Origin of the sequence: Pseudomonas sp. TWR1-1-3, from assembly GCF_049896805.1 — a bacterium.
Classification (GTDB): domain Bacteria; phylum Pseudomonadota; class Gammaproteobacteria; order Pseudomonadales; family Pseudomonadaceae; genus Aquipseudomonas; species Aquipseudomonas bubulae.
On the sequence record NZ_JAFCUZ010000002.1, the window covers coordinates 294,404 to 319,583 of the forward strand.

Here is a 25,180-nt window from a genome sequence, read left to right on the forward strand (position 1 = left end):
AACCCGGCCTGAGCCGGGTTTTTCTGAACAGCCTAGCTAAAAATTACTTAGCTTCTGCTTGAACGGTAGCTTCTACGCGACGGTTCAGGGCACGGCCTTCTTCAGTTGCGTTGCTTGCAACTGGGTTGGCTTCGCCGTGGCCAACTGCGTCTACGCGGTTGGCTGCAACACCTTGGTTAACCAGGGCTGCACGAACAGCGTCAGCACGACGCTGCGACAGTTTCTGGTTGTAGGCGTCTGGACCGATGCTGTCAGTGTAACCAGCAACAGTAGTGGTGGTCGCAGGGTACTGCTTCATGAAATCAGCAACGTTGTTGATGTCAGGCATGTACTGCGATTTAACAACCGACTTGTCGAAGTCGAATTTCACGTCAAGTTCAACGCGAACAACTTCAGCGATCGGAGCTTCTGGCTCTGGCTCAACTGGTGCTGGAGCTGGAACTGGAGCAGGAGCGACTTTACCGCCGTTACCGCCGAAGTTCACACCCAGACCAACGGTAGGAGCGTAGTCCCACTTGCCGTTGTCCAGTTTGTAGTCAGCTTCAACGCCAGCACGGGCGAACAGGTTGTCAGTGATGTACCACTTAACACCAGCGCCTGCAGTCAGGAAAGTCGACTTGTCGCGACCGCTGTGGCCGTCAGCCTCAACGTTGGTCATGCTCTTGTGAGCAACACCGCCGGAAACGTATGGACGCAGAGCGTCGCCTACGGTGCCGAAGTGGTACTGAGCGTTCAGACCAAAGTTGTCGCCTTTGATTTTCTGGTGGCCAGTGCCGTCATTCGAACGGGTGTGGTTGGTTTTGTCGTAGGTCAGGTTCAACGAAACGTCGTCGGTCAGGAAGTAACCGATCGATGCGCCTGGGTTGTAACCGTCTTCTACGTGCTTGACGCTGTCGTTGTACTGTTTTTTGTAGAACAGTTCACCCTCGACCGCGCCTTGGCCTTGTGCCAGGGCACCGAACGAAGTTGCGGCTACAAAGGAACCAATGGCAATGCCCAAGGTGTTTTTCAGTTTCATCCGTTAAATCCCCATCTGGTGATTGTAAAGCAGTCCCTCATACCGGGGGACAACTCGGCAGCAAGTCTATCAGACCTTGCCTACACGTAGAGCCATTTGCGCTGAACTAAGTTTCAGCAATGCCTGCAAATTTCTCACGCAATTTATCTAGAGCACGCTTGTAACGCATCTTTGTCGCACTCAAACCCATATGCATTATGTCCGCGATTTCCTGAAATTCCAGTTCTGCGACAAAACGCAGCACAAGAATCTCACGATCAATCGGATTTACATGCACCAGCCAGCGATCAAGTCCGCCCTTTTCCTCAGGTTTCGGCGCCTTTTCTTCGGACGCTTCCTCGAGGGGGTCAATACTTAATGCGTCCATCAAGCGACGCTTTCGCCGTTCCTTTCGATACTGTGTAATGCACTCGTTGTAGGTGATGCTATACAGCCATGTCTTGAATTTCGACTTGCCTTCAAAATTTTTCAAACCGTACAGCACTTTCAGCATGACTTCCTGACAGACATCATCAGCGTCCCTATCGTTCCCTAAATACCTTGAACAAACGTTGAACAAAGTACGCTGATAGCGCCGCATCAGCTCTTCATAGGCACGTGTCACGTGAAACAACTCATCATGCGAGCGCGCCACCAGCTCCTCATCAGAGAGCTCGCGGGGGTCATAGCGCATGGATAGCGATTGTGCTTTATTCAAAACGAGTTGTGCCAACAGTCAGGTCAATGTCCGCCGCAACCAGTCAATCTTGGCTTTTTTGCGGCGGCGTACATTAGCAGGGTTTGCCGTGTTAGCGGCTGGTTACGTGCTGCTCCAGCAAGATCCGGTTCGAGATGGAGACTAGCTCACCCTCATCGGTCAGCAACGTGGTTTTAACCGTGCCAATTTCTTCGATCTGCCCTTCAACCTCGCCAATCCGCACTTCCTGACCAACCTGATACAGCTCACGCACATAGATCCCGGCCAGTATTTGCCCGGCGATATCCCGGCTGCCCAGCCCCATTGCCAGTGCAATAGCCAGACCAACGGTAATCAACACAATAACAATCACATGGTTTAGCAGGTCGGTCTTGACCTCCAGCTGGCTGATAGCCACGGAGATGCTGATGATGATGACCAGCCCCTGGGTCACCCTGCCCAGCCCGCCGGCATAATCGAAGCCCACGCTCTCGGCAGCGCCACGCACCAGGCCGTTGAGCACCTGGGCCAGCAACACGCCTGCCAGCAGAACCAGCAGCGCACCAAAGACCTTGGGCAGATACACCGTCAACAGATCCAGCGCGGATGACACACGATCCAGGCCCAGAGACTGCGCCGCAGAAACCAGGAATACCAGCAGCACAAACCAGTAGACGATTTTGCCAATCAGCGTCGAAATGGGCACCTGAATTCCGACCCGGGCCAGAATCTTGGTCAAGCCCGTACCGCCCATCAGGCGATCAAGGCCCAACTTGGCAAGCAGTTTGGACAGCAAGGCGTCGAGCAGTTTGGCAACCACGAAGCCGAGCAGTACTACCACCAACGCGCCGAAGAGGTTGGGAATAAAGTTGGCAATCTTGGTCCACAAGGCAGTCATTGCCGCGACCAGGCTTTGGGTCCAGACATTCAATTCCATGTTCAATCAGCCTTATCAACAGGGCGAGCAGCAGATTTGCGTCGCGAAACGGGCGCAATATGAGCCGAACCGCTATTCAAAGCAATCATCAGTGCTTGCATCCAGCGGCCCAGCAGGCTGAAAAGGTCTCCCGCACCGACCTGTCGGTTGGCGGTTTTCAGCACGCGACCCAGGCACGCATCGTCATCCCGGTTGGACGGCTCGGCCTTGAGCATTTCACGTAAGGACTGTTCAAACGGATCGTGCATAAGCACCTCTCGGTAAGTCAGTAAATGACGAAGGGACATTTGCCGGGGTCACATTCACCCGGTCACAGCCACTGCAAACGACGGTAAAACCACCATTGCCCCGCCCCGATAACCAGCATCACGCCGCAGGTTATGGCAAAGCCATAAGAGTCATCGGAGAACGGTACGCCCCCCACATTGATGCCCAGCAAACCGGTAATAAAGGTGATCGGCAGAAAGATCCCCGTCAGCACGCCAAAGCGATACATGATGCGGCTCATACGCACGTTCAAACGCCGGTCTTCAGACTCGAGCACCAGCCCCACGCGCTCGCGGGTCAGTTCGAGCTCCTCCAGATAGCGGGTCAGGCTGTTGTTCAGTTCGTTCCAGTAGTCGGCATCATCGGCACTGAACCAGGGTAATTTGATACGCGTAAGCTGACCGAAAATATCCCGCTGAGGTGCCAGGAATCGACGCAAGGCGGCTGCCCTTCGACGAACCTGCAAGAGGCTGTTGTGATCAGGTGTATACCGTTCGTCGGCATCTATTTTATCTTCTTCGTCATCGACGATTTCTGACAGTTCGCCGATCAAGTCCTGCACCTTCAATGTCAGGTGCTGGGCCAGGTACAGGATCAATTCAGAGGGATTTTTCGGGCCTTCACCCTGGGAAAACTCACTGAGCAACTCATCGGTGGCCCGCAATGGTCGCATGCGCAATGAGATCAAGCGCTGCGCACTGCCGAAAATACGCAGTGAAACCATGTCTTCAGGCTCTGCGCCGGGGTTCAGGTTGACCCCGCGCATAAACAGCAGCAGCTCATTGTTGGGGGCAGGCACCAGGCGCGGACGGGTATTTTCTTCAAGCAGCAGATCACAGTTGAAATCACTCAAGCCACTGGAATCACGCAGCCAGCTCTGGGTTTGCGGATGACTGCGATCCCAATGCAGCCAGAGGCTTTCGTGGGCCTGCAACTGAAGGTCGTTCAGCTCGGTGCGCGCAATCGAACGTGCGCCGCCTTCACCATCCAGCACCAGCGCATGCACCAGCCCCCATTGAGCGTTTTCTTCCTCGAACATCCGTGATCCTTAGTGGTAATGCGTTTAGCCCGGCATTTTCAGAGCGGTTGGCGAAATGATAACGCCATTATTGTCGGCATAAATGAATTCACCGGGGCGGAACGTGACACCCGCAAACGTCACGGGCACGTTGACATCGCCCACACCGCGACGGTTGCTCTTGAGCGGATGACTGGCCAAAGCCTGCACGCCGAGATCGGTTTGCGCGAGCACATCGACGTCGCGAATGCAGCCGTAAATAACAATACCTTCCCAGCCATTTTTTGCCGCCCTGTCTGCAATCATGTCGCCCAGCAAGGCATGACGCAGGGAACCGCCCCCATCGACCACCAGCACTTTGCCTTCACCGCTAAGTTCAGCCTGTTCCTTGACCCGGGAGTTGTCCTCGAAGCACTTGATGGTCACGATCTCGCCGCCAAAGGAGTCGCGCCCGCCGAAATTGCTGAACATGGGCTCAAGTACCTGCACCAGCTCAGGGTAGGCATCGCACAGATCGGGGGTGATGTAGTGATTCACGGGAAAGCTCCTGTTCAGGGTGGGCACAACAGTGAAAACAACGATAGCACTATGGGTTATAGACGCTTTGGACAAGCCCGGCTTTAAAAGTCGTCCAAGCCTCGAGCGGCAACCAATATCACATAAAAGAACACGTTATGACCACCTTGCGGTATCGGGTCACACGCCATCCGCAGCAGCTGCCGTATGAACGAGGCAGCTGCAGAAACACTGCAACTGTGGGAGCGAGCCTGCTCGCGAAGATCGTTCGCGAGCAGGCTCGCTCCCACAATAGAGGGCTTGACCTGCAACAGAGTATCTACAACGATTTCGTCGTGCCTTTTAGCAGCCAATCACGCACCAATGGCCACACTTCCTGCTGCGCAGCCTGGCTGACCAGCATTTCAACGTGACTGTAATCAGAGCTGAAGCCATGCTCACGGCCAAGGGACACGAACTTGCGCTGTTCTGAGCCCAACTGGTCGAACAGCTTGCGACACGCCCACTCCGGCGTTTGCCGATCACCCACCGCTGCCACCACCAGTGCCGGGGCCTGAACCTCGGCCAAACCGGCCCACCAGTCGCGCTCGGCGTCCTTGAAACGCCCCATAAAACCATTCCAGCGCAGGGTTTCCAGGGCGATGCTGACCGGCTCGTCTTCCGGGCCACGCTTGAGTCGCGTCCCCGACAGTTGCTTGAAGCGCTTCAACAACAGATAGGCACCCCACTCAATCGGAGGAATTTTCAGTGACCAGTAACGGCGATTGATCTGGCAGCCAAAAAACGCCGCCGACGCCACATCCGGTTCACTCAGATACTTGCCCCCCAAGGCCGCGGCCAAACTGATGGCACCCTGAGAATGGCCGAGCCAGTGCGGAACTTGCCCGCTTTGCTCGCGAACAAATGCCGCTATGGCTGGCAAGTCGTAGCGGGCATAGTCCGCCACGCGATTTTTAGCCCAGCTAATATTTCGTGACGAAAGACCATGGCCACGCATTTCGGGCAGCCACACATCAAACCCGGCACGCGCCAAAAACGCCCCTAGCCCTGCCCCCTTGGGCGAGTACCAAAAGCGCCGATTGGAAAAACTGCCATGCAACAGGATGACCGGCACGCCGCGTACCTGGCTGTCGTCGGCCATCCCCAGGCGGGTCACCACCAGCTCAACGGAAATATCCGGGCTGTTGGCCGGTTTCAAGCGATAAACGTCTTCGCTCAGATCGCCCCGACGCTCAGCGCTGATCAGGGCAACGGGAAAAAGGAGACTGCTGCTTTGCATAATGCTCTTGCACAAAAAAGGGCGATTTCACACAGGAACTCGCCCTACCATTGCCTATAAAGAGCAGGGCAGCCCTTTGGCTGCCCTGCTCCACGCTCAACGACTCAAGCCTGCGCCTGACCCTCTGCAAGGAAGAACCAGGTTTCCAGAACGGTGTCCGGGTTCAGGGAAACACTTTCGATGCCCTGCTCCATCAGCCATAGCGCCAGATCCGGGTGATCGGACGGGCCCTGGCCGCAAATACCGATGTACTTGCCAGCCTTGTTGCACGCCTGAATGGCGTTGGACAGCAGCTTTTTAACCGCCGGGTTGCGCTCATCAAACAGGTGCGCAATGACACCGGAGTCGCGGTCCAGACCCAGGGTCAGCTGAGTCAGGTCGTTGGAGCCGATGGAGAACCCGTCGAAGAACTCCAGGAACTCTTCAGCCAGGATCGCGTTGGAAGGCAGTTCGCACATCATGATCACGCGCAGACCGTTTTCACCACGCTTGAGGCCGTTTTCCGCCAGCAGATCTATCACCTGGCTCGCTTCACCCAGGGTACGGACGAACGGCACCATGATTTCAACGTTGGTAAAGCCCATTTCGTTACGCACACGCTTGAGCGCACGGCATTCAAGCTCGAAGCAGTCGCGAAAGTTTTCACTGATGTAACGCGAAGCACCGCGGAAGCCCAGCATCGGGTTCTCTTCTTCAGGCTCGTACAGCTTGCCGCCGATCAGGTTGGCGTATTCGTTGGACTTGAAGTCCGACAGGCGCACGATGACTTTTTTCGGTGCAAAAGCGGCGGCCAGGGTGCTGATGCCTTCAACCAGTTTTTCGACGTAGAAGCCCACCGGATCGTTGTAGCCGGCGATGCGTTTGTCGACGCTGTCCTTGATTTCCTGTGGCAGGCCATCGTAGTTCAGCAGGGCTTTGGGGTGTACACCGATCATGCGGTTGATAATGAACTCCAGACGGGCCAGGCCCACACCGGCGTTCGGCAATTGCGCGAAGTCAAAGGCACGGTCCGGGTTGCCGACGTTCATCATGATCTTGAACGGCAGGTCCGGCATGGCGTCCACGGAGTTCTTCTTGATATCGAAGCCCAGTTCGCCTTCAAAGATAAACCCGGTATCGCCTTCAGCGCACGAAACGGTAACGCCCTGGCCGTCTTTCAACAGCTGGGTGGCGTTGCCACAACCCACCACGGCCGGGATACCCAGCTCGCGAGCGATGATCGCCGCATGACAGGTACGACCGCCGCGGTTGGTGACGATGGCGCTGGCGCGCTTCATCACCGGCTCCCAGTCGGGGTCGGTCATGTCCGAGACCAGAACGTCGCCTGGCTGGACTTTGTCCATTTCCGACACGTCCTTGATGATGCGTACCTTGCCTGCGCCGATGCGCTGGCCAATGGCACGGCCTTCAGCCAGTACCGTACCGGTTTCCTTGAGCAGGTAGCGTTCCATGACATTGCCGGCGCTGCGGCTTTTCACGGTTTCAGGGCGCGCCTGAACGATGTACAGCTTGCCGTCATCACCGTCTTTGGCCCACTCGATGTCCATCGGGCACTTGTAGTGCTTTTCGATGATCATCGCCTGCTTGGCCAGCTCGCTGACTTCAGCATCGGTCAGGCAGAAGCGTGCACGGTCGGCTTTTTCAACGTCGATCACCTTGACCGACTTGCCGGCCTTGGCTTCGTCGCCGTAGATCATCTTGATGGCTTTGCTGCCCAGGTTGCGACGCAGAATCGCAGGGCGACCCGCTTCCAGGGTTTGTTTGTGAACGTAGAATTCGTCCGGGTTTACCGCACCTTGCACGACGGTCTCACCCAGGCCGTAGGCGCCGGTGATAAACACTACATCACGGAAACCCGACTCAGTGTCCAGGGTAAACATCACACCCGCAGTGCCCGTTTCTGAGCGCACCATGCGCTGTACGCCTGCGGACAGGGCGACCAGTTTGTGGTCAAAGCCCTGGTGCACGCGGTAAGAAATCGCACGGTCGTTGAACAGGGAGGCAAATACCTCCTTGGCCGCACGAATGACGTTTTCAACGCCACGGATATTCAGGAAGGTTTCCTGCTGACCGGCAAAGGAGGCGTCCGGCAAGTCTTCGGCGGTGGCCGAGGAGCGCACGGCAACGGCCATGTCCGGGTTGCCCTGGGACAAAGCGGCAAAGGCGGTACGAATTTCGGCGTTAAGCTTCTCCGGAAACTCGGCTTCCATGATCCATTGACGGATCTGGGCACCGGTTTTGGCCAGGGCATTGACGTCATCTACATCGAGCGCATCCAGCGCAGCGTGGATCTGGTCGTTCAAACCACTCAGTTCGAGAAAATCACGATATGCCTGAGAAGTCGTGGCGAAGCCACCGGGAACTGAAACACCAGCGCCTGCAAGATTACTGATCATCTCGCCGAGGGATGCGTTCTTGCCCCCCACATGCTCCACGTCATGGGCGCCGAGCTTATCGAGGGAAACTACGTACTCTACCAAGGTGATCTCTCCACTAACGGTGTTGGGAAAAGCTCAGGGCGCTGGACCCTCATCATGAGGCATCACAGCGATTGTGGCCTGGACCTGGAAAATAAGTGACACTGCCTGTCATGTAGCGCGACAAAAGCGCGCCTATCATATCCAAGAATCGTCACCAGCTTAAGGCCCAAGGCGCAAATGAAACGATCTGCTTTCTTTATATCCGATGGCACCGGTATTACTGCCGAAACCCTGGGCCAGAGTTTGCTGGCACAATTCGAAAATGTGACCTTCAGCAAGTTCACGCGCCCCTACATAGACAGCGTGGAAAAAGCGCGGGCAATGGTACAACAAATCGATAACGCCGCCGAAAAAGACGGATTCAGCCCGATAATTTTCGACACTATCGTCAATCAGGACATTCGCGAAATCCTCGCCACGTCCAATGGTTTCATGATCGACATCTTCTCCAGTTTCCTTGCTCCACTGGAGCAGGCGCTGGGTGAACATTCCTCGTATTCGGTTGGCAAGTCCCACTCCATTGGCCACAACTCCAACTATATGGAGCGCATCGAGGCGGTGAACTTTGCCCTCGACAATGATGACGGCGCCCGCACACACAAGTACGACAAGGCCGACCTGATCCTGGTTGGCGTGTCCCGTTGCGGCAAAACCCCGACCTGCCTTTATATGGCGATGCAATTCGGCATCCGCGCTGCCAACTACCCGCTGACCGATGACGACATGGAAAGCCTCAAGCTGCCGGCTGCCCTGCGTGAACACAAACACAAGCTCTTCGGCCTGACCATCGACCCGGACCGCCTGACGGCCATCCGCAACGAACGCAAGCCCAACAGCCGCTACTCAAGCTTTGCCCAGTGCGAATTTGAAGTGCGCGAAGTTGAACGCCTGTTTCAGCGCGAAAACATTCCGCATATCAACTCCACGCATTTCTCGGTGGAAGAAATATCGGCCAAGATCCTGGTCGAAAAAGGCGTGGAGCGGCGGTTCAAATAACAGCCCTGAACACATGAAACCTGTGGGAGCGAGCCTGCTCGCGAAGCCGGTAAAGCCCTTTCGCGAGCAGGCTCGCTCCCACTTCTGGCTCAAATCACCAACAGGTCCACAAACCGGTTAACCGCCGTGGCCTCCAGCGCCTGCTGATCCTTGCACAGGGTAAAAATCTGCGCACACCGCTGGCTCACAAAACGGGTGGCCAGGTTGGCCCTGAACTTGTCCTCCAGCAATGGAATCCCCGCATCACGACGCCGACGATGGCCAATGGGGTATTCCACTTCCACCTGCCCGGTGCTGGTGCCATCGCTGAAAAAAACCTCGATGGCATTGGCAATTGAGCGTTTGTCTGCCTCCAGGTACTCGCGTGTGTAGCGCGGATTTTCGACCACTACCATTTTTTCCCGCAATTGGTCGATGATCGGGTGGGCCGCGTGAAAATCATCTTCGTAGTGTTCTGCTATCAGATTGCCAAACGCCAGCGGTACCGCGGTCATGTATTGAATACAGTGATCACGGTCCGCCGCGTTGGCCAATTTGCCTTGCTTGGAAATGATCCGAATCGCCGATTCGTGGGTTGTAATCACGATTTTCTCGATATCGTGCAAGCGGTCCTTGACCTGGGGATGCAAGGTCACCGCTGCTTCGCACGCAGTCTGCGCATGGAATTCGGCCGGGAAGCTGATCTTGAACAGCACGTTTTCCATTACATAGGTGCCATAGGGCTGGCTCAGGCTGAACTGGCGCTGATCCTCGGGCTTGAGCGCCAGATCCTTGTTGGTATGGCTGAACAGCACATCGTAGAAGCCCCATTGCGGCGCCGTCAGCACCCCGGGGATGCCCATTTCACCGCGTAACGCAATGTCAGCCAGACGCACCCCGCGACTCGACGCATCCCCGGCGGCCCAGGATTTACGCGATCCGGCGTTCGGCGCATGACGATAGGTGCGCAACGCCTGCCCATCCACAAAAGCATGGGACAGCGCCGACAGCAACTGCTCGCGAGTGGCGCCCATCAGTTTGGCGCACACCGCCGTCGAGGCGACCTTGACCAGCAGAACATGGTCCAGGCCAACACGATTGAAAGAGTTTTCCAGGGCAATCACGCCCTGAATTTCATGGGCCATGATCATTGCTTCGAGCACCGCCCGCATCGTCATCGGCGCTTCGCCATTGGCTACACGTTTTTGCGAGAGGTGGTCGGCTACCGCCAGAATACCGCCCAGATTATCCGAAGGATGGCCCCACTCCGCCGCCAGCCAGGTGTCGTTGTAGTCCAGCCAGCGCACGATACAGCCGATGTCCCATGCCGCCTTGACCGGGTCCAGGCGAAACGAAGTACCTGGGACCCTCGCGCCAAAAGGCACAACCGTGCCCTCGACGAAAGGCCCCAGGTGCTTGGTGCACTCCGGAAAACGCAGCGCCAGCAGGCCGCAGCCCAAGGTATCCATCAGGCAGTTGCGGGCAGTATCGAGGGCTTCGGGGGAGGTGATGGTGTAGGACAGGACATAATCGGCAATGTCCTGCAAAACCTTGTCGTAATCGGGGCGGTTGTTGAGGTCGACGTTGGCGCTCATGGGGCAGTCTCCAAAGAGTGGGTAAGGGTCGTGTCCATCCTCAGGTTCATCGTGATTTTGCGGGTCTAAATGCCCGTTTGATGTATCAGAATCAAAAGCCCCTCACCCCAACCCTCTCCCCGAGGGAGAGGGTTGGGGTGAGGGCAAAGGGTTCACCCGATCAAAAAGAATCACCCGGCACCCGCACCCAGCCTTCCATCAGTACCCGCGCACTGCGGCTCATGATGGCTTTGGTCACGGTCCATTCGCCGTCAACCTGCCGGGCTTCGGCACCCACGCGCAAGGTGCCCGAGGGATGGCCAAAGCGCACGGCATCGCGCTGTTCACCACCGGCCGCCAGGTTGACCAGCGTGCCCGGGATCGCCGCAGCCGTACCGATGGCCACCGCAGCGGTGCCCATCATGGCGTGGTGCAACTTGCCCATCGACAAGGCCCGCACCAGCAAATCCACACTCTGGGCACTGACCGGCTTGCCGCTGGATGACACGTAGTCCGCAGGCCCGGCAACAAAGGCGACCTTGGGCGTGTGCTGACGCTTGGCCGCGTCTTCAAGCTTGTCTATCAGGCCCATGCGCAACGCACCGTGAGCACGGATAGTTTCGAACATGGCCAGGGCTTTCGGGTCGCTGTTGATGTCGTTCTGCAGCTCTGCACCGCTGTAACCGATATCCCGCGCATTGACGAAAATCGTCGGAATCCCGGCATTGATCATGGTCACATTCAAGGTGCCGACACCCGGTACTTCAAGGTCGTCCACCAGGTTACCAGTTGGAAACATCGAACCGCCTGCCCCCTCTTCATCCGCTGCCGGGCTGATAAATTCCAACTGCACCTCTGCGGCCGGGAAGGTCACGCCGTCGAGTTCAAAATCGCCGGTTTCCTGTACCGCACCGTCGGTGATCGGCACATGGGCAATGATGGTCTTGCCAATATTGGCCTGCCAGATACGTATCACCGCCGTACCATTGCGGGGGATACGAGCGGTATCCACCAGGCCGCTGCTGACCGCGAACGACCCGACCGCCGCAGACAGGTTGCCGCAGTTGCCGCTCCAGTCCAAAAAGGGCTTGTCGATCGCGACCTGACCGAACAGGTAATCGACATCATGATCCGCACGCAGGCTTTTGCTGACGATCACGGTTTTGCTGGTGCTGGAAGTGGCCGCGCCCATGCCGTCGATCTGTTTTTCGTAAGGGTCTGGGCTACCGATCACGCGCAACAACAAGGCATCACGGGCGGCACCCGGTACCTGAGCCACGGCGGGAAGGTCCAGCAGACTGAAGAACACGCCTTTACTGGTGCCGCCACGCATATAGGTCGCGGGAATTCTGATTTGCGCTGCGTAGGCCATATCACTGAGTCCTGTAGTAGCCGGGGCTCGTGGCCCCGGCGCTGGGGTTAGGCTGTCGCCGATTCCAGGAAGTCCTGGGCAAAACGCTGCAACACGCCGCCTGCTTCGTAGATCGAGACTTCTTCCGCAGTATCCAGGCGGCAGGTCACCGGCACTTCCAGGCGCTCACCATTTTTGCGGGTGATCACCAGGGTCAGCGTGGCACGCGGGGTGCGTTCGCCGATCACGTCGTAGGTTTCACTGCCGTCGATTTGCAGGGTTTTGCGGTTGGTGCCCGGCAAAAATTCCAGTGGCAACACGCCCATGCCCACCAGGTTGGTACGGTGAATACGCTCAAAGCCCTCGGCTGCAATGGCCTCGACCCCTGCCAGGCGCACCCCTTTGGCCGCCCAGTCACGGGACGAACCCTGACCGTAATCGGCACCCGCGATAATGATCAACGGCTGCTTGCGTTCCATGTAGGTTTCGATGGCTTCCCACATGCGCATCACCTGCCCTTCGGGCTCAAGGCGAGTCAGGGAGCCCTGTTTGACCTTGCCGTCCTCGATCACCATTTCGTTGAATAGTTTCGGATTGGCGAAGGTCGCGCGCTGGGCCGTCAGGTGGTCGCCGCGGTGCGTTGCGTATGAGTTGAAGTCGACTTCCGGCAAGCCCATTTTCGCCAGATATTCGCCTGCGGCGCTGTCGAGCATGATGGCGTTGGAGGGCGACAAGTGGTCTGTGGTGATGTTGTCCGGCAGTACCGCCAGCGGGCGCATACCCTTGAGCGGACGAGCCCCGGCCAACGCACCTTCCCAGTACGGCGGACGGCGGATGTACGTGCTCTGCGGGCGCCAGTCATACAGCGGCTCGACTTTCGGGCCGGTATCTTCATGAATGGCGAACATCGGGATATACACCTGGCGGAACTGCTCCGGCTTCACGGCGGCCTTGACCACGGCGTCGATTTCTTCATCGCTCGGCCAGATGTCTTTCAGGCGGATTTCCTTGCCATTGGCGTCCAGGCCCAATACATCTTTCTCGATATCGAAGCGGATAGTGCCGGCAATCGCGTAGGCCACCACCAGCGGCGGCGAGGCGAGAAACGCCTGTTTGGCGTAAGGGTGAATACGCCCGTCAAAGTTGCGGTTGCCCGACAGTACAGCCGTGGCGTACAGGTCGCGGTCGATGATTTCCTGCTGGATGGCCGGGTCCAGGGCACCGGACATACCGTTGCAGGTGGTGCAGGCAAATGCCACCACGCCAAACCCCAGTTTTTCCAGTTCATGGGTCAAACCGGCTTCGTCCAGATACAGGGCCACGGTTTTGGAGCCCGGCGCCAGCGAGGTTTTGACCCACGGTTTGCGGCTCAGGCCAAGCTGGTTGGCATTGCGCGCCATCAAGCCCGCAGCGATCACGTTGCGCGGGTTGCTGGTATTGGTGCAGCTGGTGATCGCCGCGATGATGACCGCGCCGTCGGGCATTTGCCCCGGCACTTCGTCCCATTGACCGGCGATGCCTTTGGCCGCCAGGTCAGTGGTGGCCACACGGGCGTGCGGGTTGCTCGGTCCGGCCATGTTGCGCACTACCGACGACAGGTCAAAGCTCAGGCTGCGCTCGTACTGCGCACCCTTCAGGCTGTCGGCCCACAGGCCGCTGACCCTGGCGTAGTTCTCCACCAGTTGCACTTGCTGGTCTTCACGACCGGTCAGCTTGAGGTAGTCGATGGTTTGCTGGTCGATGTAGAACATCGCAGCCGTGGCGCCGTATTCCGGAGCCATGTTGGAAATGGTGGCACGGTCGCCCAGGGTCAGCGCTGCGGCACCTTCACCGAAGAACTCCAACCAGGCACCGACCACTTTCTGCTTGCGCAGGAACTCGGTGAGCGCCAGCACCATATCGGTGGCAGTAATGCCCGGTTGCAGCTTGCCGGTCAGTTCGACGCCGACGATTTCCGGCAGGCGCATCCACGAGGCACGGCCAAGCATCACGCTTTCGGCCTCAAGGCCACCGACACCAATAGCGATCACGCCCAGCGAATCCACGTGAGGGGTGTGGCTGTCAGTGCCTACGCAGGTATCCGGGAAGGCCACACCGTCGCGCACCTGGATCACCGGAGACATTTTCTCCAGGTTGATCTGGTGCATGATGCCGTTGCCCGGCGGGATCACATCAACGTTTTTAAAGGCTTTTTTGGTCCACTCGATAAAGTGGAAGCGGTCTTCGTTGCGACGGTCCTCGATGGCGCGGTTCTTTTCGAACGCCTCGGGGTCGTAGCCGCCGCATTCCACCGCCAGCGAGTGGTCGACGATCAGCTGGGTCGGCACTACCGGATTGACCTGGGCCGGGTCCCCACCCTGCTGGGCGATGGCGTCACGCAGGCCGGCGAGGTCGACCAGCGCGGTCTGACCGAGAATGTCGTGGCACACCACACGCGCCGGGAACCACGGAAAGTCGAGATCGCGCTTGCGATCGATCAACTGGCTCAGCGATGCATTCAGGGTGGCAGGATCACAGCGACGTACCAGGTTTTCGGCCAGTACGCGGGAGGTGTAAGGCAATGTGTCGTACGCACCGGGCTTGATCGCATCGACGGCCGCACGGGTGTCGAAATAATCCAGCCGGGTGCCCGGTAATGTTTTGCGAAATTCAGTATTCATTGGCGCAGGACTCGATCACGGTAGTTACAAAAGAGGGAACCGGCTCCCACCTTCAGCGGGAGCCAGTGGCCTCACTCAGCGACGTTCGATTGGCACGAACTTGCGCTGTTCTACGCCGATGTATTCGGCGCTCGGACGGATAATGCGGTTGTTGGCACGCTGTTCGAACACATGCGCCGCCCAGCCGGTCAGGCGTGAGCAGACAAAGATCGGGGTAAACAGCTTGGTCGGGATACCCATGAAGTGATACGCCGAGGCATGGTAGAAATCGGCGTTGGGGAACAGCTTCTTTTGTTCCCACATGGTTTTGTCGATCGCTTCGGAGACCGGGAACAACACGGTGTCGCCCACTTCGTCGGCAAGTTTTTTCGACCAGCCCTTGATCACTTCGTTACGCGGGTCGCTGTCTTTATAGATCGCATGGCCGAAGCCCATGATCTTGTCCTTGCGCGCCAGCATGCCGAGGGTGCCCTGCACCGCCTCTTCTGCTGAACCGAAACGTTCGATCATTTCCATCGCCGCCTCGTTGGCGCCGCCGTGCAGCGGGCCGCGCAGCGAGCCGATCGCTGCAGTGATGCATGAATACAGGTCGGACAAGGTCGAGGCACAAACACGGGCAGTAAAGGTCGAAGCGTTGAACTCGTGCTCGGCGTAAAGGATCAGTGACACGTTCATCACCTTGACGTGCAACTCGCTCGGTTTTTTGTCGTGCAGCAAGTGCAGGAAGTGGCCGCCGATCGACTCTTCGTCGGTTACGCAGTGAATGCGCTTGCCGTCATGGCTGAAGCGATACCAGTAGCACATGATCGCCGGGAAGGCGGCCAGCAGGCGGTCGGTCTTGTCCTGTTGCTCGGCGAAGTCTTTCTCCGGCTCGATATTGCCCAGGAACGAGCAACCGGTGCGCATCACGTCCATCGGGTGGGCGTCGGCGGGAATGCGCTCCAGCACTTCTTTCAATGCCTGGGGCAGATCGCGCAGCTTTTGCAGCTTGGCCGTGTAGGCAGCCAGTTGGGTCTTGGTCGGCAGTTCGCCATATAACAGCAGGTAAGCCACTTCTTCAAAGCGTGCTTCGGCCGCCAGTTCACGTACGTCATAACCACGATAAGTGAGGCCTGCGCCTTCCTGGCCTACGGTGGACAGGGCCGTTTGCCCGGCCACCTGGCCGCGTAGTCCGGCACCACTCAATACTTTTGCTTCGGCCATTGCGCTTCTCCAATCTTGAATTTGTTAGGGATTCGGCAACTACTGGGTTCAATACATACCTGTGTGGGAGCGAGCCTGCTCGCGATTCAGGCAACACGGTTTGCCTGAATCACTGCGGTGACCCTATCGCGAGCAAGCCCGCGCCCACAGAGTCACAGTGTTCTGTTACTTCTTCGCGGCAAACAACGCATCGAGTTTCTGCTCGAACTCGTGGTAGTTGATGGCATCGTAAAGTTCCATGCGGGTTTGCATGGTGTCGATCACGTTTTGCTGGGTGCCGTCGCGGCGGATCGCGGTGTAGACGTTTTCGGCCGCCTTGTTCATGGCCCGGAATGCCGACAGCGGATACAGCACCAGCGATACGTCAGCACCGGCCAGTTGCTCGGTGGTGTACAGCGGCGTGGCACCGAATTCGGTGATATTGGCCAGGATCGGGGCTTTGACCCGGTTGGCAAACAGTTTGTACATCTCAAGCTCGGTAATGGCTTCCGGGAACACCATGTCAGCCCCCGCTTCAACACAGGCCGCGGCACGTTCCAGGGCTGACTCAAGCCCTTCCACCGCCAGCGCATCGGTTCGCGCCATGATCACGAAGCTGTCATCGGTACGCGCATCGACGGCGGCCTTGATACGGTCGACCATTTCCTGCAGCGAAACGATTTCCTTGTTCGGGCGATGACCGCAACGCTTGGCGCCTACCTGGTCTTCAATGTGAATCGCCGCAGCGCCGAACTTGATCATCGACTTGACCGTGCGGGACACGTTGAAAAACGAAGAGCCGAAGCCGGTATCCACGTCCACCAGCAATGGCAGATCACATACATCGGTAATGCGTCGTACATCAGTCAGTACATCGTCCAGACCCGTAATACCCAGATCAGGTACGCCCAGCGACCCGGCTGCGACGCCTCCACCCGATAGATAGATGGCCTTGAAACCCGCACGCTTGGCCAGCAGCGCATGATTGGCGTTGATCGCACCCACCACTTGCAAAGGATGTTCGCTTGCAACTGCATCACGGAAACGCTGGCCTGGACTGTTCTTATTGCTCATGACTCACCTCGTGGAGTGGCTGTCTGCTGGGCACCGTCTTGGTAATGACGGGCAATATTGCGTTTCGATGCGCCGATATGTCGGCGCATCAACAATTCGGCCAGTTCGCCGTCGCGATCGGCAATGGCATCGAGAATCCGGTGATGCTCGGCAAACGCCTGATGTGGACGGTTGGGCGTGGCGGAAAACTGGATGCGGTACATGCGCACCAACTGGTACAACTCGCCACAGAGCATTTGCGTCAGGGTGCGATTGCCACTGCCCTGAATAATTTTGTAATGAAAATCGAAGTCGCCTTCTTGCTGGTAGTAACCGACGCCCGCCTGAAACGCCTCATCGCGCTCATGGGTTTCGAGCACCTGGCGTAGCTCGGCGATGTCTTCGTCACTCATGCGTTCGGCGGCCAGGCGGCAGGCCATGCCTTCAAGGGACTCGCGAATTTCGTAGAGTTCGATCAGCTCGGCATGGCTCAGCGACACGACCCGCGCCCCGACATGGGGGACGCGCACCAACAAACGCTGGCCTTCAAGGCGATGGATGGCTTCGCGCAATGGCCCGCGGCTGATGCCGTAGGTGCGCGCCAGTTCGGGCTCGGAGATCTTGCTTCCCGGGGCGATTTCGCCTTTGACAATAGCCGCCTGAATGCGCCGAAAAACGTTCTCGGAAAGGGTTTCCGAGTCGTCCTGGGCGATCGTGGCAGGTTCCAGTGCTTGCAGCATATTGTCGACACCTTGAAAATCAATAGTGCTGAAATTAGCTATTTCAGCCCTGATAGTCAAAGAATAAATCGACATTGTCGACAATCCAAGAATACGACCTTGGTTGTATCGACAGGGTTGATCGCCGCTTGCAAGCGCCTCGGCGCTGGCGCCATAAAACCATCATGTTAGAATGCCGACCGCATCCGCCCTGCCCTCATCCATAGGGCAGCCGCACGAGGAAACTTGCGCTCCTGCCAGTCGCCTTGAACTGAAGATTGCAAGAGACGTGCTTCGATTTATGAAATTGCTTCCCCTCTATATCCTCGCCTTCCTGATGTGCATACCCGGCCTGAGCCTGGCTGGCGAAAAAACCGTGTACGGCCTCAACGAATACGCTGAACTGGCAGGTATCGACCTGCAGGTGGCGGCCAAACTCGACACCGGCGCCAAGACCGCCTCGCTCAGCGCCCGAGATATCAAGCGCTTCAAGCGTGATGGCGAGAGCTGGGTACGCTTTTACCTGGCCATCGATGATGCCCACTCGCACCCCATCGAACGTCCGCTGGCCCGTGTCAGCAAGATCAAGCGACGCTCGGGTGATTACGATCCTGAGTCCGACAAGAACTACACCTCGCGCCCGGTTATTTCCCTGGAAATCTGCATGGGCAAGGCTTTACGCACCATCGAAGTGAACTTGACCGATAGAAGTGCGTTCCAATACCCGCTGTTGATTGGCTCCGAAGCGCTCAAACGCTTTGATGCGCTGGTCGACCCAAGCCTTAAATACGCTGCTGGCAAACCTGCCTGCGTCGCCAACGCTCAAACCGCAGAGTAATTGAAATGCGCGCTCTTACCCTTCACCTGAAAATCTTGATCACCATCCTTGTGGTGCTGGGCATTTCGATTACGGCCTATCAGATTTTCGTCCTCGGCATTCCTGTGACCGAAGACGCCACGGACGACTTGTGGAATATCGACGCCAAGGTCGAGTTCGTCGCCAGCTCCAAAGACCCGGTCAAGATCCAGATGTTCGTGCCGCCGCTTAACCGCGACTACGTCAGCCTCAACGAGAGCTTTATCTCCAACAACTACGGGGTGAGCGTCAACCGGGTTGACGGCAACCGCAAGGTCACCTGGTCGGCACGCCGGGTCAGTGGCAAGCAAACCCTGTACTACCGCCTGGTGTTGACCAAGCGCTACTCGGGCGACAAGACCAAGGTCAAAGGCCCGGTGTTCCGCGACAGCATCGCCGTGGAAGGCCCGGAAAAAATCGCCGCCGAAGCCTTGCTTGCACCTATCCGCCAGCACTCGGCCGATGTCGAAACCTTTATCAGCGAAACTATCAAGCGCGTCAGCAATGCCAATGATGACAACGTGAAACTGCTGCTGGCGGGTGATCCTTCGACTGCGCACAAGGCACAAATCATCGAGCTGCTGCTGTCGATTGCCCACGTTCCAATGGAAAAAGTCCACACCATCCGCCTGGTGGCCGACCAGCCGCAAACTCCGGAACTGTGGCTGCGCAGCTTTAACGGCAACGACTGGCTGTACTTCAACCCGGAAACCGGCGAACAGGGCCTGCCATCCGACCGCCTGCTGTGGTGGATCGGCGACGAACCGATGGTAACCGTCGATGGCGGCAAAAAAGCCAACGTTACTTTCAGCCTGAACAACAGCGAAATGAACGCCATTCGCCTGGCCAAGCTGACCGACGAAAACACCGACGCCAACTTCCTCGAATACTCACTGTACGGCTTGCCGCTGCAGACCCAGCAAACCTTCATGATCATGGTCATGATCCCGATCGGGGTACTGGTGATCCTGATTCTGCGCAACCTGATCGGCCTGCAAACCCTGGGCACATTCACCCCGGTACTGATTGCCCTGGCCTTCCGTGAGACCCAACTGGGCTTCGGCATCATCCTCTTTACGGTGATCACCGCACTTGGGCTGACGCTACGTTCCTACCTTGAACACTTGAAGCTGCAGATGTTGCCACGCCTGTCTGTAGTACTGACCTTTGTCGTTATCCTGATCGCGGCCATCAGCCTGTTCAGCCACAAGCTGGGTCTGGAGCGCGGGCTTTCAGTCGCCTTGTTCCCGATGGTGATTCTGACGATGACCATCGAGCGCCTGTCGATCACCTGGGAAGAGCGCGGTGGCGGGCATGCCATGAAGGTCGCGATCGGCACCCTGTTCGCAGCCACCCTGGCGTATCTGGTCATGAGCGTGCCGGAACTGGTGTACTTCGTGTTCACCTTCCCGGCGATCCTGCTGATCATGGTGGGCTTCATGCTGGCAATGGGTCGCTATCGTGGCTACCGCCTGACCGAACTGGTGCGTTTCAAAGCATTCTTGAAGGCTGACTCCTGATGTTCGGCTTCTGGAAGACCTGGAAGGCCCTGGAAGCCCGGGGCATCATGGGCATTAATCGGCGCAATGCGGACTACGTACTCAAGTACAACAAACGCAGCCTGTATCCGATTGTGGATGACAAGATCATCACCAAGGAACGTGCAATCAAAGCGGGCATTCACGTACCTGAGATGTACGGCGTGATTTCCACCGAGAAAGAAATCGAAAAGCTGGATGACATCATCGGTGACCGCAACGACTTCGTGATCAAGCCCGCACAAGGCGCGGGCGGTGACGGCATTCTGGTGATCGCGGACCGCTTCGAAGATCGCTTCCGTACCGTCTCGGGCAAGATCATCAGCCATGAAGAGATCGAACATCAGATTTCCAGCATCCTCACCGGCCTGTACTCCCTGGGTGGTCACCGGGACCGGGCATTGATCGAATACCGGGTAACCCCGGACCAGATCTTCAAAAGCATCAGCTACGAAGGCGTGCCGGATATCCGCATCATCGTGCTGATGGGTTACCCGGTAATGGCCATGCTGCGCCTGCCTACCCGGCAATCGGGCGGCAAGGCCAACCTGCACCAGGGCGCCATCGGTGTTGGCGTCGACCTGGCCACCGGCCTGACCTTGCGCGGCACCTGGCTGAACAACATCATCAGCAAGCACCCCGACACCACCAACGCGGTGGACGGCGTGCAACTGCCCAACTGGGACGGTTTCATGAAGCTGGCAGCCGGTTGCTACGAGCTGTGCGGCCTGGGCTACATCGGCGTGGACATGGTTCTCGATCAGGATAAAGGCCCGCTGATTCTGGAACTCAACGCCCGTCCGGGCCTGAATATCCAGATTGCTAACGATTGCGGCCTGACCCTGCGCACCCACGCAGTCGAGGCCCACCTCGAAGAACTGGCCGCCAAAGGCATCAAGGAAACACCGGAAGAGCGCGTGCGCTTTGCCCAGGAACTGTTCGGCCATATTCACCCGCCCGAATAAGCGTTTTCACACCTGTGGGAGCGGGCTTGCTCGCGATGCTATCAACGCGTTTTACCTGCTAAACCGCGTCGCTTCTATCGCGAGCAAGCCCGCTCCCACAGTTCTCGCAGTTCCCACAAGCCGCATAGATTTGCAACCCTGCACAGGACTACAATCAGCCCCCCCGCTCCGATGGCTGATTTGCTGCGCATGTTGACCTGCTCCGTACACCCGCTGCCTTACCTCGCCAACCCTGCCGACTATTTTTCGGCCATTCGCAATGCACCCGGCGCCGTGCTGCTCGACAGTGGCCGCCCCACTGCAGACCGTGGTCGCTTTGACCTGATGAGCGCATGGCCTGAGGCAGAACTGACCCTGCAGCCACACGAGTCGGGGCGCGACTTTCTGCAACGCCTGCGTGAAGGCCTCAAGCAACTGGGCGCTGCCAGCCTCCCGGACGAATACGAGCTGCCGTTTGCTGGCGGTCTGATCGGTTACCTGAGTTACGACTTTGGCCGACAACTCGAACAGCTGCCCGCCAACGCCCGGGATGACCTGCACCTGCCCGAAGCGCAATTGGGCCTGTATGCCTGGGCGCTGATCAGTGACCATTATGCAGCCACCAGCCAGCTTGTATTTCACCCAAGCCTCGAAACAGCAGAGCGCCAGCGCCTGATCCAGTTGTTCAGCCAGCCTGCCCCGTCGCACAACAAGCCATTCAATCTCAAGCAACCGATGCAACCGGATATCAGCGCCAGCCAGTACCAGCAGGCTCTGGAACAGATCCATCGGTATATCCAGGCGGGCGACTGCTATCAGGTCAATTACACCCAGCGCTTCAGCGGCCAGTGCGAGGGCGATGCCTGGAGTGCCTATGGCGCATTGCGCGCGGCCTGCCCCACACCTTTTTCCGGCTTTATGAGCCTGGCGGGCGACAACGCGATCCTGAGCCTCTCTCCTGAACGCTTTGTACGGATAAGTCAGAATCAAGTGGAAACCCGACCGATCAAAGGCACCCGCCCAAGGGGCAAAGACAGCCGCGAAGATGCAGCCAACGCCGCCGAACTGCTGGCCAGCCCCAAGGATCGCGCAGAAAACCTGATGATCGTCGATTTGCTGCGCAACGACCTGGGGCGCACCTGCCGCACCGGTTCGGTGAGCGTGCCGCAGTTGTTTACACTCGAAAGCTATCCCAACGTCCATCATCTGGTGAGCAGCGTGATCGGCGAACTGGCCGATGGCAAAGACGCCCTGGACCTGATTGGCGACAGCTTCCCGGGCGGCTCGATTACCGGCGCCCCGAAAATCCGCGCCATGCAGATCATCGACGAGCTGGAACCCACCCGACGCAGCATTTACTGCGGCTCTCTGCTGTACCTCGACGTGCGTGGCGAAATGGACAGCTCCATCGCCATCCGCAGCCTGCTGGTCAAGGACGGGCGCATCAGTTGCTGGGGCGGCGGCGGCATTGTGGCCGACTCCGACTGGCAGGATGAATACCAGGAATCCATCACCAAAGTGAAGGTACTGCTCGATACGCTGCAAACCCTGTAGCCCGCGCTTTTTGATAAGATCACGAGACTAGAGAGCGCCCAGCGCCATTCACTGCAGGAAGCCGCCTGATGAGCCATCCGTTTGACGTCGCCGAACTCGCCGCGACATACGCCAGCAAGTCCCCGCAAGATATTCTCAAACTCGCCTTTGAACATTTTGGCGACGAACTCTGGATCTCCTTCAGCGGCGCCGAAGACGTGGTGCTGGTGGACATGGCCTGGAAGCTCAACAAGAACGTCAAGGTGTTCAGCCTCGACACCGGCCGCCTGCACCCCGAGACCTACCGGTTTATCGAACAGGTACGTGAACATTACAAGATCCAGATCGAGCTGATCTCGCCGGATCAAAGCAAGCTCGAACCCTTCGTCAAAGAGAAAGGCCTGTTCAGCTTCTATAAAGACGGCCATGGCGAATGCTGCGGCATACGCAAGATCGAGCCGCTGCGACGCAAGCTGTCGACAGTCAAGGCCTGGGCCACCGGCCAGCGCCGCGACCAGAGCCCCGGCACCCGCAGCCAGGTTGCCGCCCTGGAAATTGACGGCGCGTTCTCCACACCCGAGCGCACACTGTACAAGTTCAACCCGCTGGCACAAATGACCAGCGAGGAAGTCTGGGGCTATATCCGCATGCTGGAGCTGCCTTACAACAGCCTGCATGAACGCGGCTTTATCAGCATCGGCTGCGAGCCCTGCACCCGTCCGGTACTGCCCAACCAGCACGAGCGCGAAGGCCGCTGGTGGTGGGAAGAAGCCACGCAAAAAGAATGCGGGCTGCATGCCGGCAATTTGATCGCGAAGAACTAAAACACCCGCCTCCACACTCTGTGGGAGCGGGCTTGCTCGCGATGGATACAACGCGGTGTACCTGCCACACCGAGGCGATCCCATCGCGAGCAAGCCCGCTCCCACAGTTGCAAGTGACCGTTACATTTCATCGCCCGCCTTGCGTTTACCCCGGACTTTCGTTGAGAATTGGTAATTATTCTCAATAACATTTAGGCAGCGTCCTATGTCTTCGGGTGAACCGTCCTACCAGAGCGCTATTACCGAACTGTACTGCGAGCATCACGGCTGGCTGTTTGGCTGGCTACGCAGAAAGCTCGGTTGCGCGCAAAATGCCGCCGATCTGGCCCAGGACACCTTCGCCCGAATTCTCAATGCCCGCGAGTCGGTAGCCACCCTGCGCGAGCCCCGGGCCTTTTTGAGCACCACGGCACGCCGCCTGATCATCGATCAGGTGCGCCGCAAACAGATAGAAAACGCCTACTTGCAAGAACTTGCGCTGACCGCCGAGGCACTCGAAGGCTATCAATCACCCGAGCAAATTCTTACCACCCTGGAAGCCCTGGAGCAGATCGCCTTTATTCTCGAAGGCATGCAGGACAAAGCCCGCCAGGCCTTTGTGCTGTATTACCTGGACGGCCTGACCCAGTGCCAAATCGCCCGGCAACTGGGCCTGTCTGACCGCACCGTGCGCAAGTACCTTATCCAGGCCCTGCTGCATTGCAGCCACAGCCTGAACACCTGAGCCCGCATGCCCGAACAGCCCGATTCAATAGACGAACAAGCCGCCGAATGGATCCTTCGCCTGCACGAGGAAGGCTTCAGCGAGGGCTTGCGCCTGGAATTCGAGCGCTGGAAACAGCAAAGCCCGCAACACGCCGCCGCAGCCCGGCGCATGCAAGATGTCATCAACCGCCTACAGGCGTTGCGCCAGCAGTCGACGCCAGCCAAGGCAGCGCTCAATGCCGCATTTGCCGGGCGCAAGGCAGTCACCCGACGCAAACATGCCTTGCGCGCCCTGCTGATTGCCGGCTGCCTGGCCCTGCCGGCCACCCTGCTGGTGCAAAGCCATTATCCCGAGCAATGGCTGGCCGATATCAGCACCGGCCCCAATGACTGGAAAACACAGCGCCTGGCCGACAACTCGAGCATTACCCTCAGCGGCACCAGCGCGCTCAATGTACATTTTGACGGCCAGGCGCGGCGCATTGAACTACTGCAAGGTGAAGTACTGGTCGACGTCGCCCATGACAGCGCCCGGCCATTTTTCGTGGAAACAGCCCAAGGCAGCATGCGCGCCCTGGGCACCCGCTTTGTAGTCAAGCGCCAGGGTGACACCACCGTATTGAGCATGTTGCAGTCTCGCGTCGCCGCGCAAAGCGCGAACGAGCAGCAAACCCTGGAGGTGAGTGCAGGCTCCCGGGCGCTGATTCGCCAGGGCTCGGTCGAACTGGCTGGCAGCATCTCCCCGGCCAGCATCGATCAGGCTTGGGAGCGCCATCAACTGGTGGTTGAAGATCAGCCGCTGCCACAGGTGCTTGATGAAATTTCCCGCCATCGACGCGGGCACCTGCAGTTTGATCGCAACACCCTGGCCGGCCTGCGCGTCTCGGCTGTACTGCCTCTGGACGATACCGACCGGGCGTTGCAACTGATCGCCGACACCTTGCCCCTGCAGATCAAAACCTACACACCCTGGCTGGTTGTGATCAGCCAGTTGCACACCCCTGAAAAATAATAATTCCCATTCGTTCCGCTTTTGTCGAGTCAGCCGTCAAGGTAGGTAACAACGACTCATAAA

The 25,180-nt window shown here is 58.1% G+C and carries 22 protein-coding genes; 8 read left to right on the forward strand and 14 right to left on the reverse strand.

Annotated features, from left to right (window positions below):
- Nucleotides 1–43: 43 nt before the first annotated feature.
- The 8 genes from ACP7BE_RS08840 to ppsA all read right to left on the reverse strand — a co-directional run bounded on the left by ACP7BE_RS08840 (nt 44) and on the right by ppsA (nt 8,191).
- Complete coding sequence (locus tag ACP7BE_RS08840; RefSeq protein ID WP_095003123.1) at nt 44–1,018, reverse strand: OmpA family protein; 975 nt, start codon at nt 1,016–1,018, stop codon at nt 44–46.
- A gap of 106 nt (nt 1,019–1,124) precedes the next feature.
- Nucleotides 1,125–1,715 carry an RNA polymerase sigma factor SigX gene (gene sigX / locus ACP7BE_RS08845; RefSeq protein WP_029611289.1) on the reverse strand — a complete coding sequence of 197 codons (591 nt, stop codon included), beginning with the start codon at nt 1,713–1,715 and terminating at the stop codon, nt 1,125–1,127.
- A 91-nt stretch (nt 1,716–1,806) separates the two neighbouring features.
- Nucleotides 1,807–2,631 (reverse strand): mechanosensitive ion channel family protein, encoded by an 825-nt coding sequence (locus tag ACP7BE_RS08850; RefSeq protein WP_426105567.1) that lies wholly within the window; start codon nt 2,629–2,631, stop codon nt 1,807–1,809.
- Nucleotides 2,632–2,633: 2 nt separating this feature from the next.
- The gene (locus ACP7BE_RS08855; protein WP_095003121.1) at nt 2,634–2,879 is read right to left on the reverse strand and encodes a CrfX protein; all 246 of its coding nucleotides are present in this window, start codon (nt 2,877–2,879) and stop codon (nt 2,634–2,636) included.
- Between the two features lie 62 nt (nt 2,880–2,941).
- Complete coding sequence (locus tag ACP7BE_RS08860) at nt 2,942–3,937, reverse strand: CorA family divalent cation transporter (protein ID WP_095021009.1); 996 nt, start codon at nt 3,935–3,937, stop codon at nt 2,942–2,944.
- A gap of 24 nt (nt 3,938–3,961) precedes the next feature.
- On the reverse strand, nt 3,962–4,453 hold the full coding sequence (rraA, locus tag ACP7BE_RS08865) for a ribonuclease E activity regulator RraA (protein ID WP_095019625.1): 492 nt from the start codon (nt 4,451–4,453) through the stop codon (nt 3,962–3,964).
- A gap of 298 nt (nt 4,454–4,751) precedes the next feature.
- On the reverse strand, nt 4,752–5,711 hold the full coding sequence (locus tag ACP7BE_RS08870) for an alpha/beta fold hydrolase (protein WP_095003118.1): 960 nt from the start codon (nt 5,709–5,711) through the stop codon (nt 4,752–4,754).
- A 104-nt stretch (nt 5,712–5,815) separates the two neighbouring features.
- Complete coding sequence (gene ppsA / locus ACP7BE_RS08875; protein WP_095003117.1) at nt 5,816–8,191, reverse strand: phosphoenolpyruvate synthase; 2,376 nt, start codon at nt 8,189–8,191, stop codon at nt 5,816–5,818.
- 177 nt (nt 8,192–8,368) lie between these two features.
- On the opposite strand from ppsA, the gene ppsR reads away from it, so the two are divergent.
- The gene (ppsR, locus tag ACP7BE_RS08880; protein ID WP_016779906.1) at nt 8,369–9,187 is read left to right on the forward strand and encodes a posphoenolpyruvate synthetase regulatory kinase/phosphorylase PpsR; all 819 of its coding nucleotides are present in this window, start codon (nt 8,369–8,371) and stop codon (nt 9,185–9,187) included.
- Nucleotides 9,188–9,276: 89 nt separating this feature from the next.
- Here the strand turns inward: ppsR and prpD are convergent, their stop codons facing one another.
- From prpD to ACP7BE_RS08910, 6 genes are all read right to left on the reverse strand, one after another.
- The gene (gene prpD, locus ACP7BE_RS08885) at nt 9,277–10,761 is read right to left on the reverse strand and encodes a 2-methylcitrate dehydratase (RefSeq protein WP_426105571.1); all 1,485 of its coding nucleotides are present in this window, start codon (nt 10,759–10,761) and stop codon (nt 9,277–9,279) included.
- 160 nt (nt 10,762–10,921) lie between these two features.
- A complete protein-coding gene (gene prpF, locus ACP7BE_RS08890; protein ID WP_426105573.1) occupies nt 10,922–12,112 on the reverse strand; it encodes a 2-methylaconitate cis-trans isomerase PrpF in 1,191 nt (396 codons plus the stop codon).
- Between the two features lie 47 nt (nt 12,113–12,159).
- Entirely contained in the window at nt 12,160–14,751 is a 2,592-nt protein-coding gene (acnD, locus tag ACP7BE_RS08895; RefSeq protein ID WP_095003114.1) for a Fe/S-dependent 2-methylisocitrate dehydratase AcnD, read from the reverse strand.
- A 75-nt stretch (nt 14,752–14,826) separates the two neighbouring features.
- On the reverse strand, nt 14,827–15,954 hold the full coding sequence (gene prpC / locus ACP7BE_RS08900) for a bifunctional 2-methylcitrate synthase/citrate synthase (RefSeq protein ID WP_095003113.1): 1,128 nt from the start codon (nt 15,952–15,954) through the stop codon (nt 14,827–14,829).
- 165 nt (nt 15,955–16,119) lie between these two features.
- Entirely contained in the window at nt 16,120–17,007 is an 888-nt protein-coding gene (prpB, locus tag ACP7BE_RS08905; RefSeq protein WP_019827683.1) for a methylisocitrate lyase, read from the reverse strand.
- Nucleotides 17,004–17,726 (reverse strand): GntR family transcriptional regulator, encoded by a 723-nt coding sequence (locus ACP7BE_RS08910; protein ID WP_095003169.1) that lies wholly within the window; start codon nt 17,724–17,726, stop codon nt 17,004–17,006. The genes prpB and ACP7BE_RS08910 overlap by 4 nt, the downstream gene beginning before the upstream one ends.
- A 280-nt stretch (nt 17,727–18,006) precedes the next feature.
- Between ACP7BE_RS08910 and ACP7BE_RS08915 the strand changes: the two genes are divergently transcribed.
- The 7 genes from ACP7BE_RS08915 to ACP7BE_RS08945 all read left to right on the forward strand — a co-directional run bounded on the left by ACP7BE_RS08915 (nt 18,007) and on the right by ACP7BE_RS08945 (nt 25,117).
- The gene (locus ACP7BE_RS08915; RefSeq protein WP_426105577.1) at nt 18,007–18,543 is read left to right on the forward strand and encodes an ATP-dependent zinc protease; all 537 of its coding nucleotides are present in this window, start codon (nt 18,007–18,009) and stop codon (nt 18,541–18,543) included.
- 5 nt (nt 18,544–18,548) lie between these two features.
- Nucleotides 18,549–20,081 (forward strand): inactive transglutaminase family protein, encoded by a 1,533-nt coding sequence (locus ACP7BE_RS08920; protein ID WP_095003111.1) that lies wholly within the window; start codon nt 18,549–18,551, stop codon nt 20,079–20,081.
- The gene (locus ACP7BE_RS08925; protein WP_095003110.1) at nt 20,081–21,064 is read left to right on the forward strand and encodes an alpha-L-glutamate ligase-like protein; all 984 of its coding nucleotides are present in this window, start codon (nt 20,081–20,083) and stop codon (nt 21,062–21,064) included. The genes ACP7BE_RS08920 and ACP7BE_RS08925 overlap by 1 nt, the downstream gene beginning before the upstream one ends.
- A gap of 189 nt (nt 21,065–21,253) precedes the next feature.
- Nucleotides 21,254–22,597, forward strand: a complete 1,344-nt coding sequence (pabB, locus tag ACP7BE_RS08930; protein WP_426105579.1) for an aminodeoxychorismate synthase component I — start codon at nt 21,254–21,256, stop codon at nt 22,595–22,597.
- 68 nt (nt 22,598–22,665) lie between these two features.
- Nucleotides 22,666–23,400 (forward strand): phosphoadenylyl-sulfate reductase, encoded by a 735-nt coding sequence (locus tag ACP7BE_RS08935; protein WP_095003109.1) that lies wholly within the window; start codon nt 22,666–22,668, stop codon nt 23,398–23,400.
- A gap of 205 nt (nt 23,401–23,605) precedes the next feature.
- On the forward strand, nt 23,606–24,124 hold the full coding sequence (locus ACP7BE_RS08940; RefSeq protein ID WP_095003108.1) for a sigma-70 family RNA polymerase sigma factor: 519 nt from the start codon (nt 23,606–23,608) through the stop codon (nt 24,122–24,124).
- A gap of 6 nt (nt 24,125–24,130) precedes the next feature.
- Nucleotides 24,131–25,117: a FecR family protein gene (locus ACP7BE_RS08945; protein WP_095019620.1), complete on the forward strand. Its 987-nt coding sequence runs from the start codon at nt 24,131–24,133 to the stop codon at nt 25,115–25,117.
- Nucleotides 25,118–25,180 lie beyond the last annotated feature (63 nt).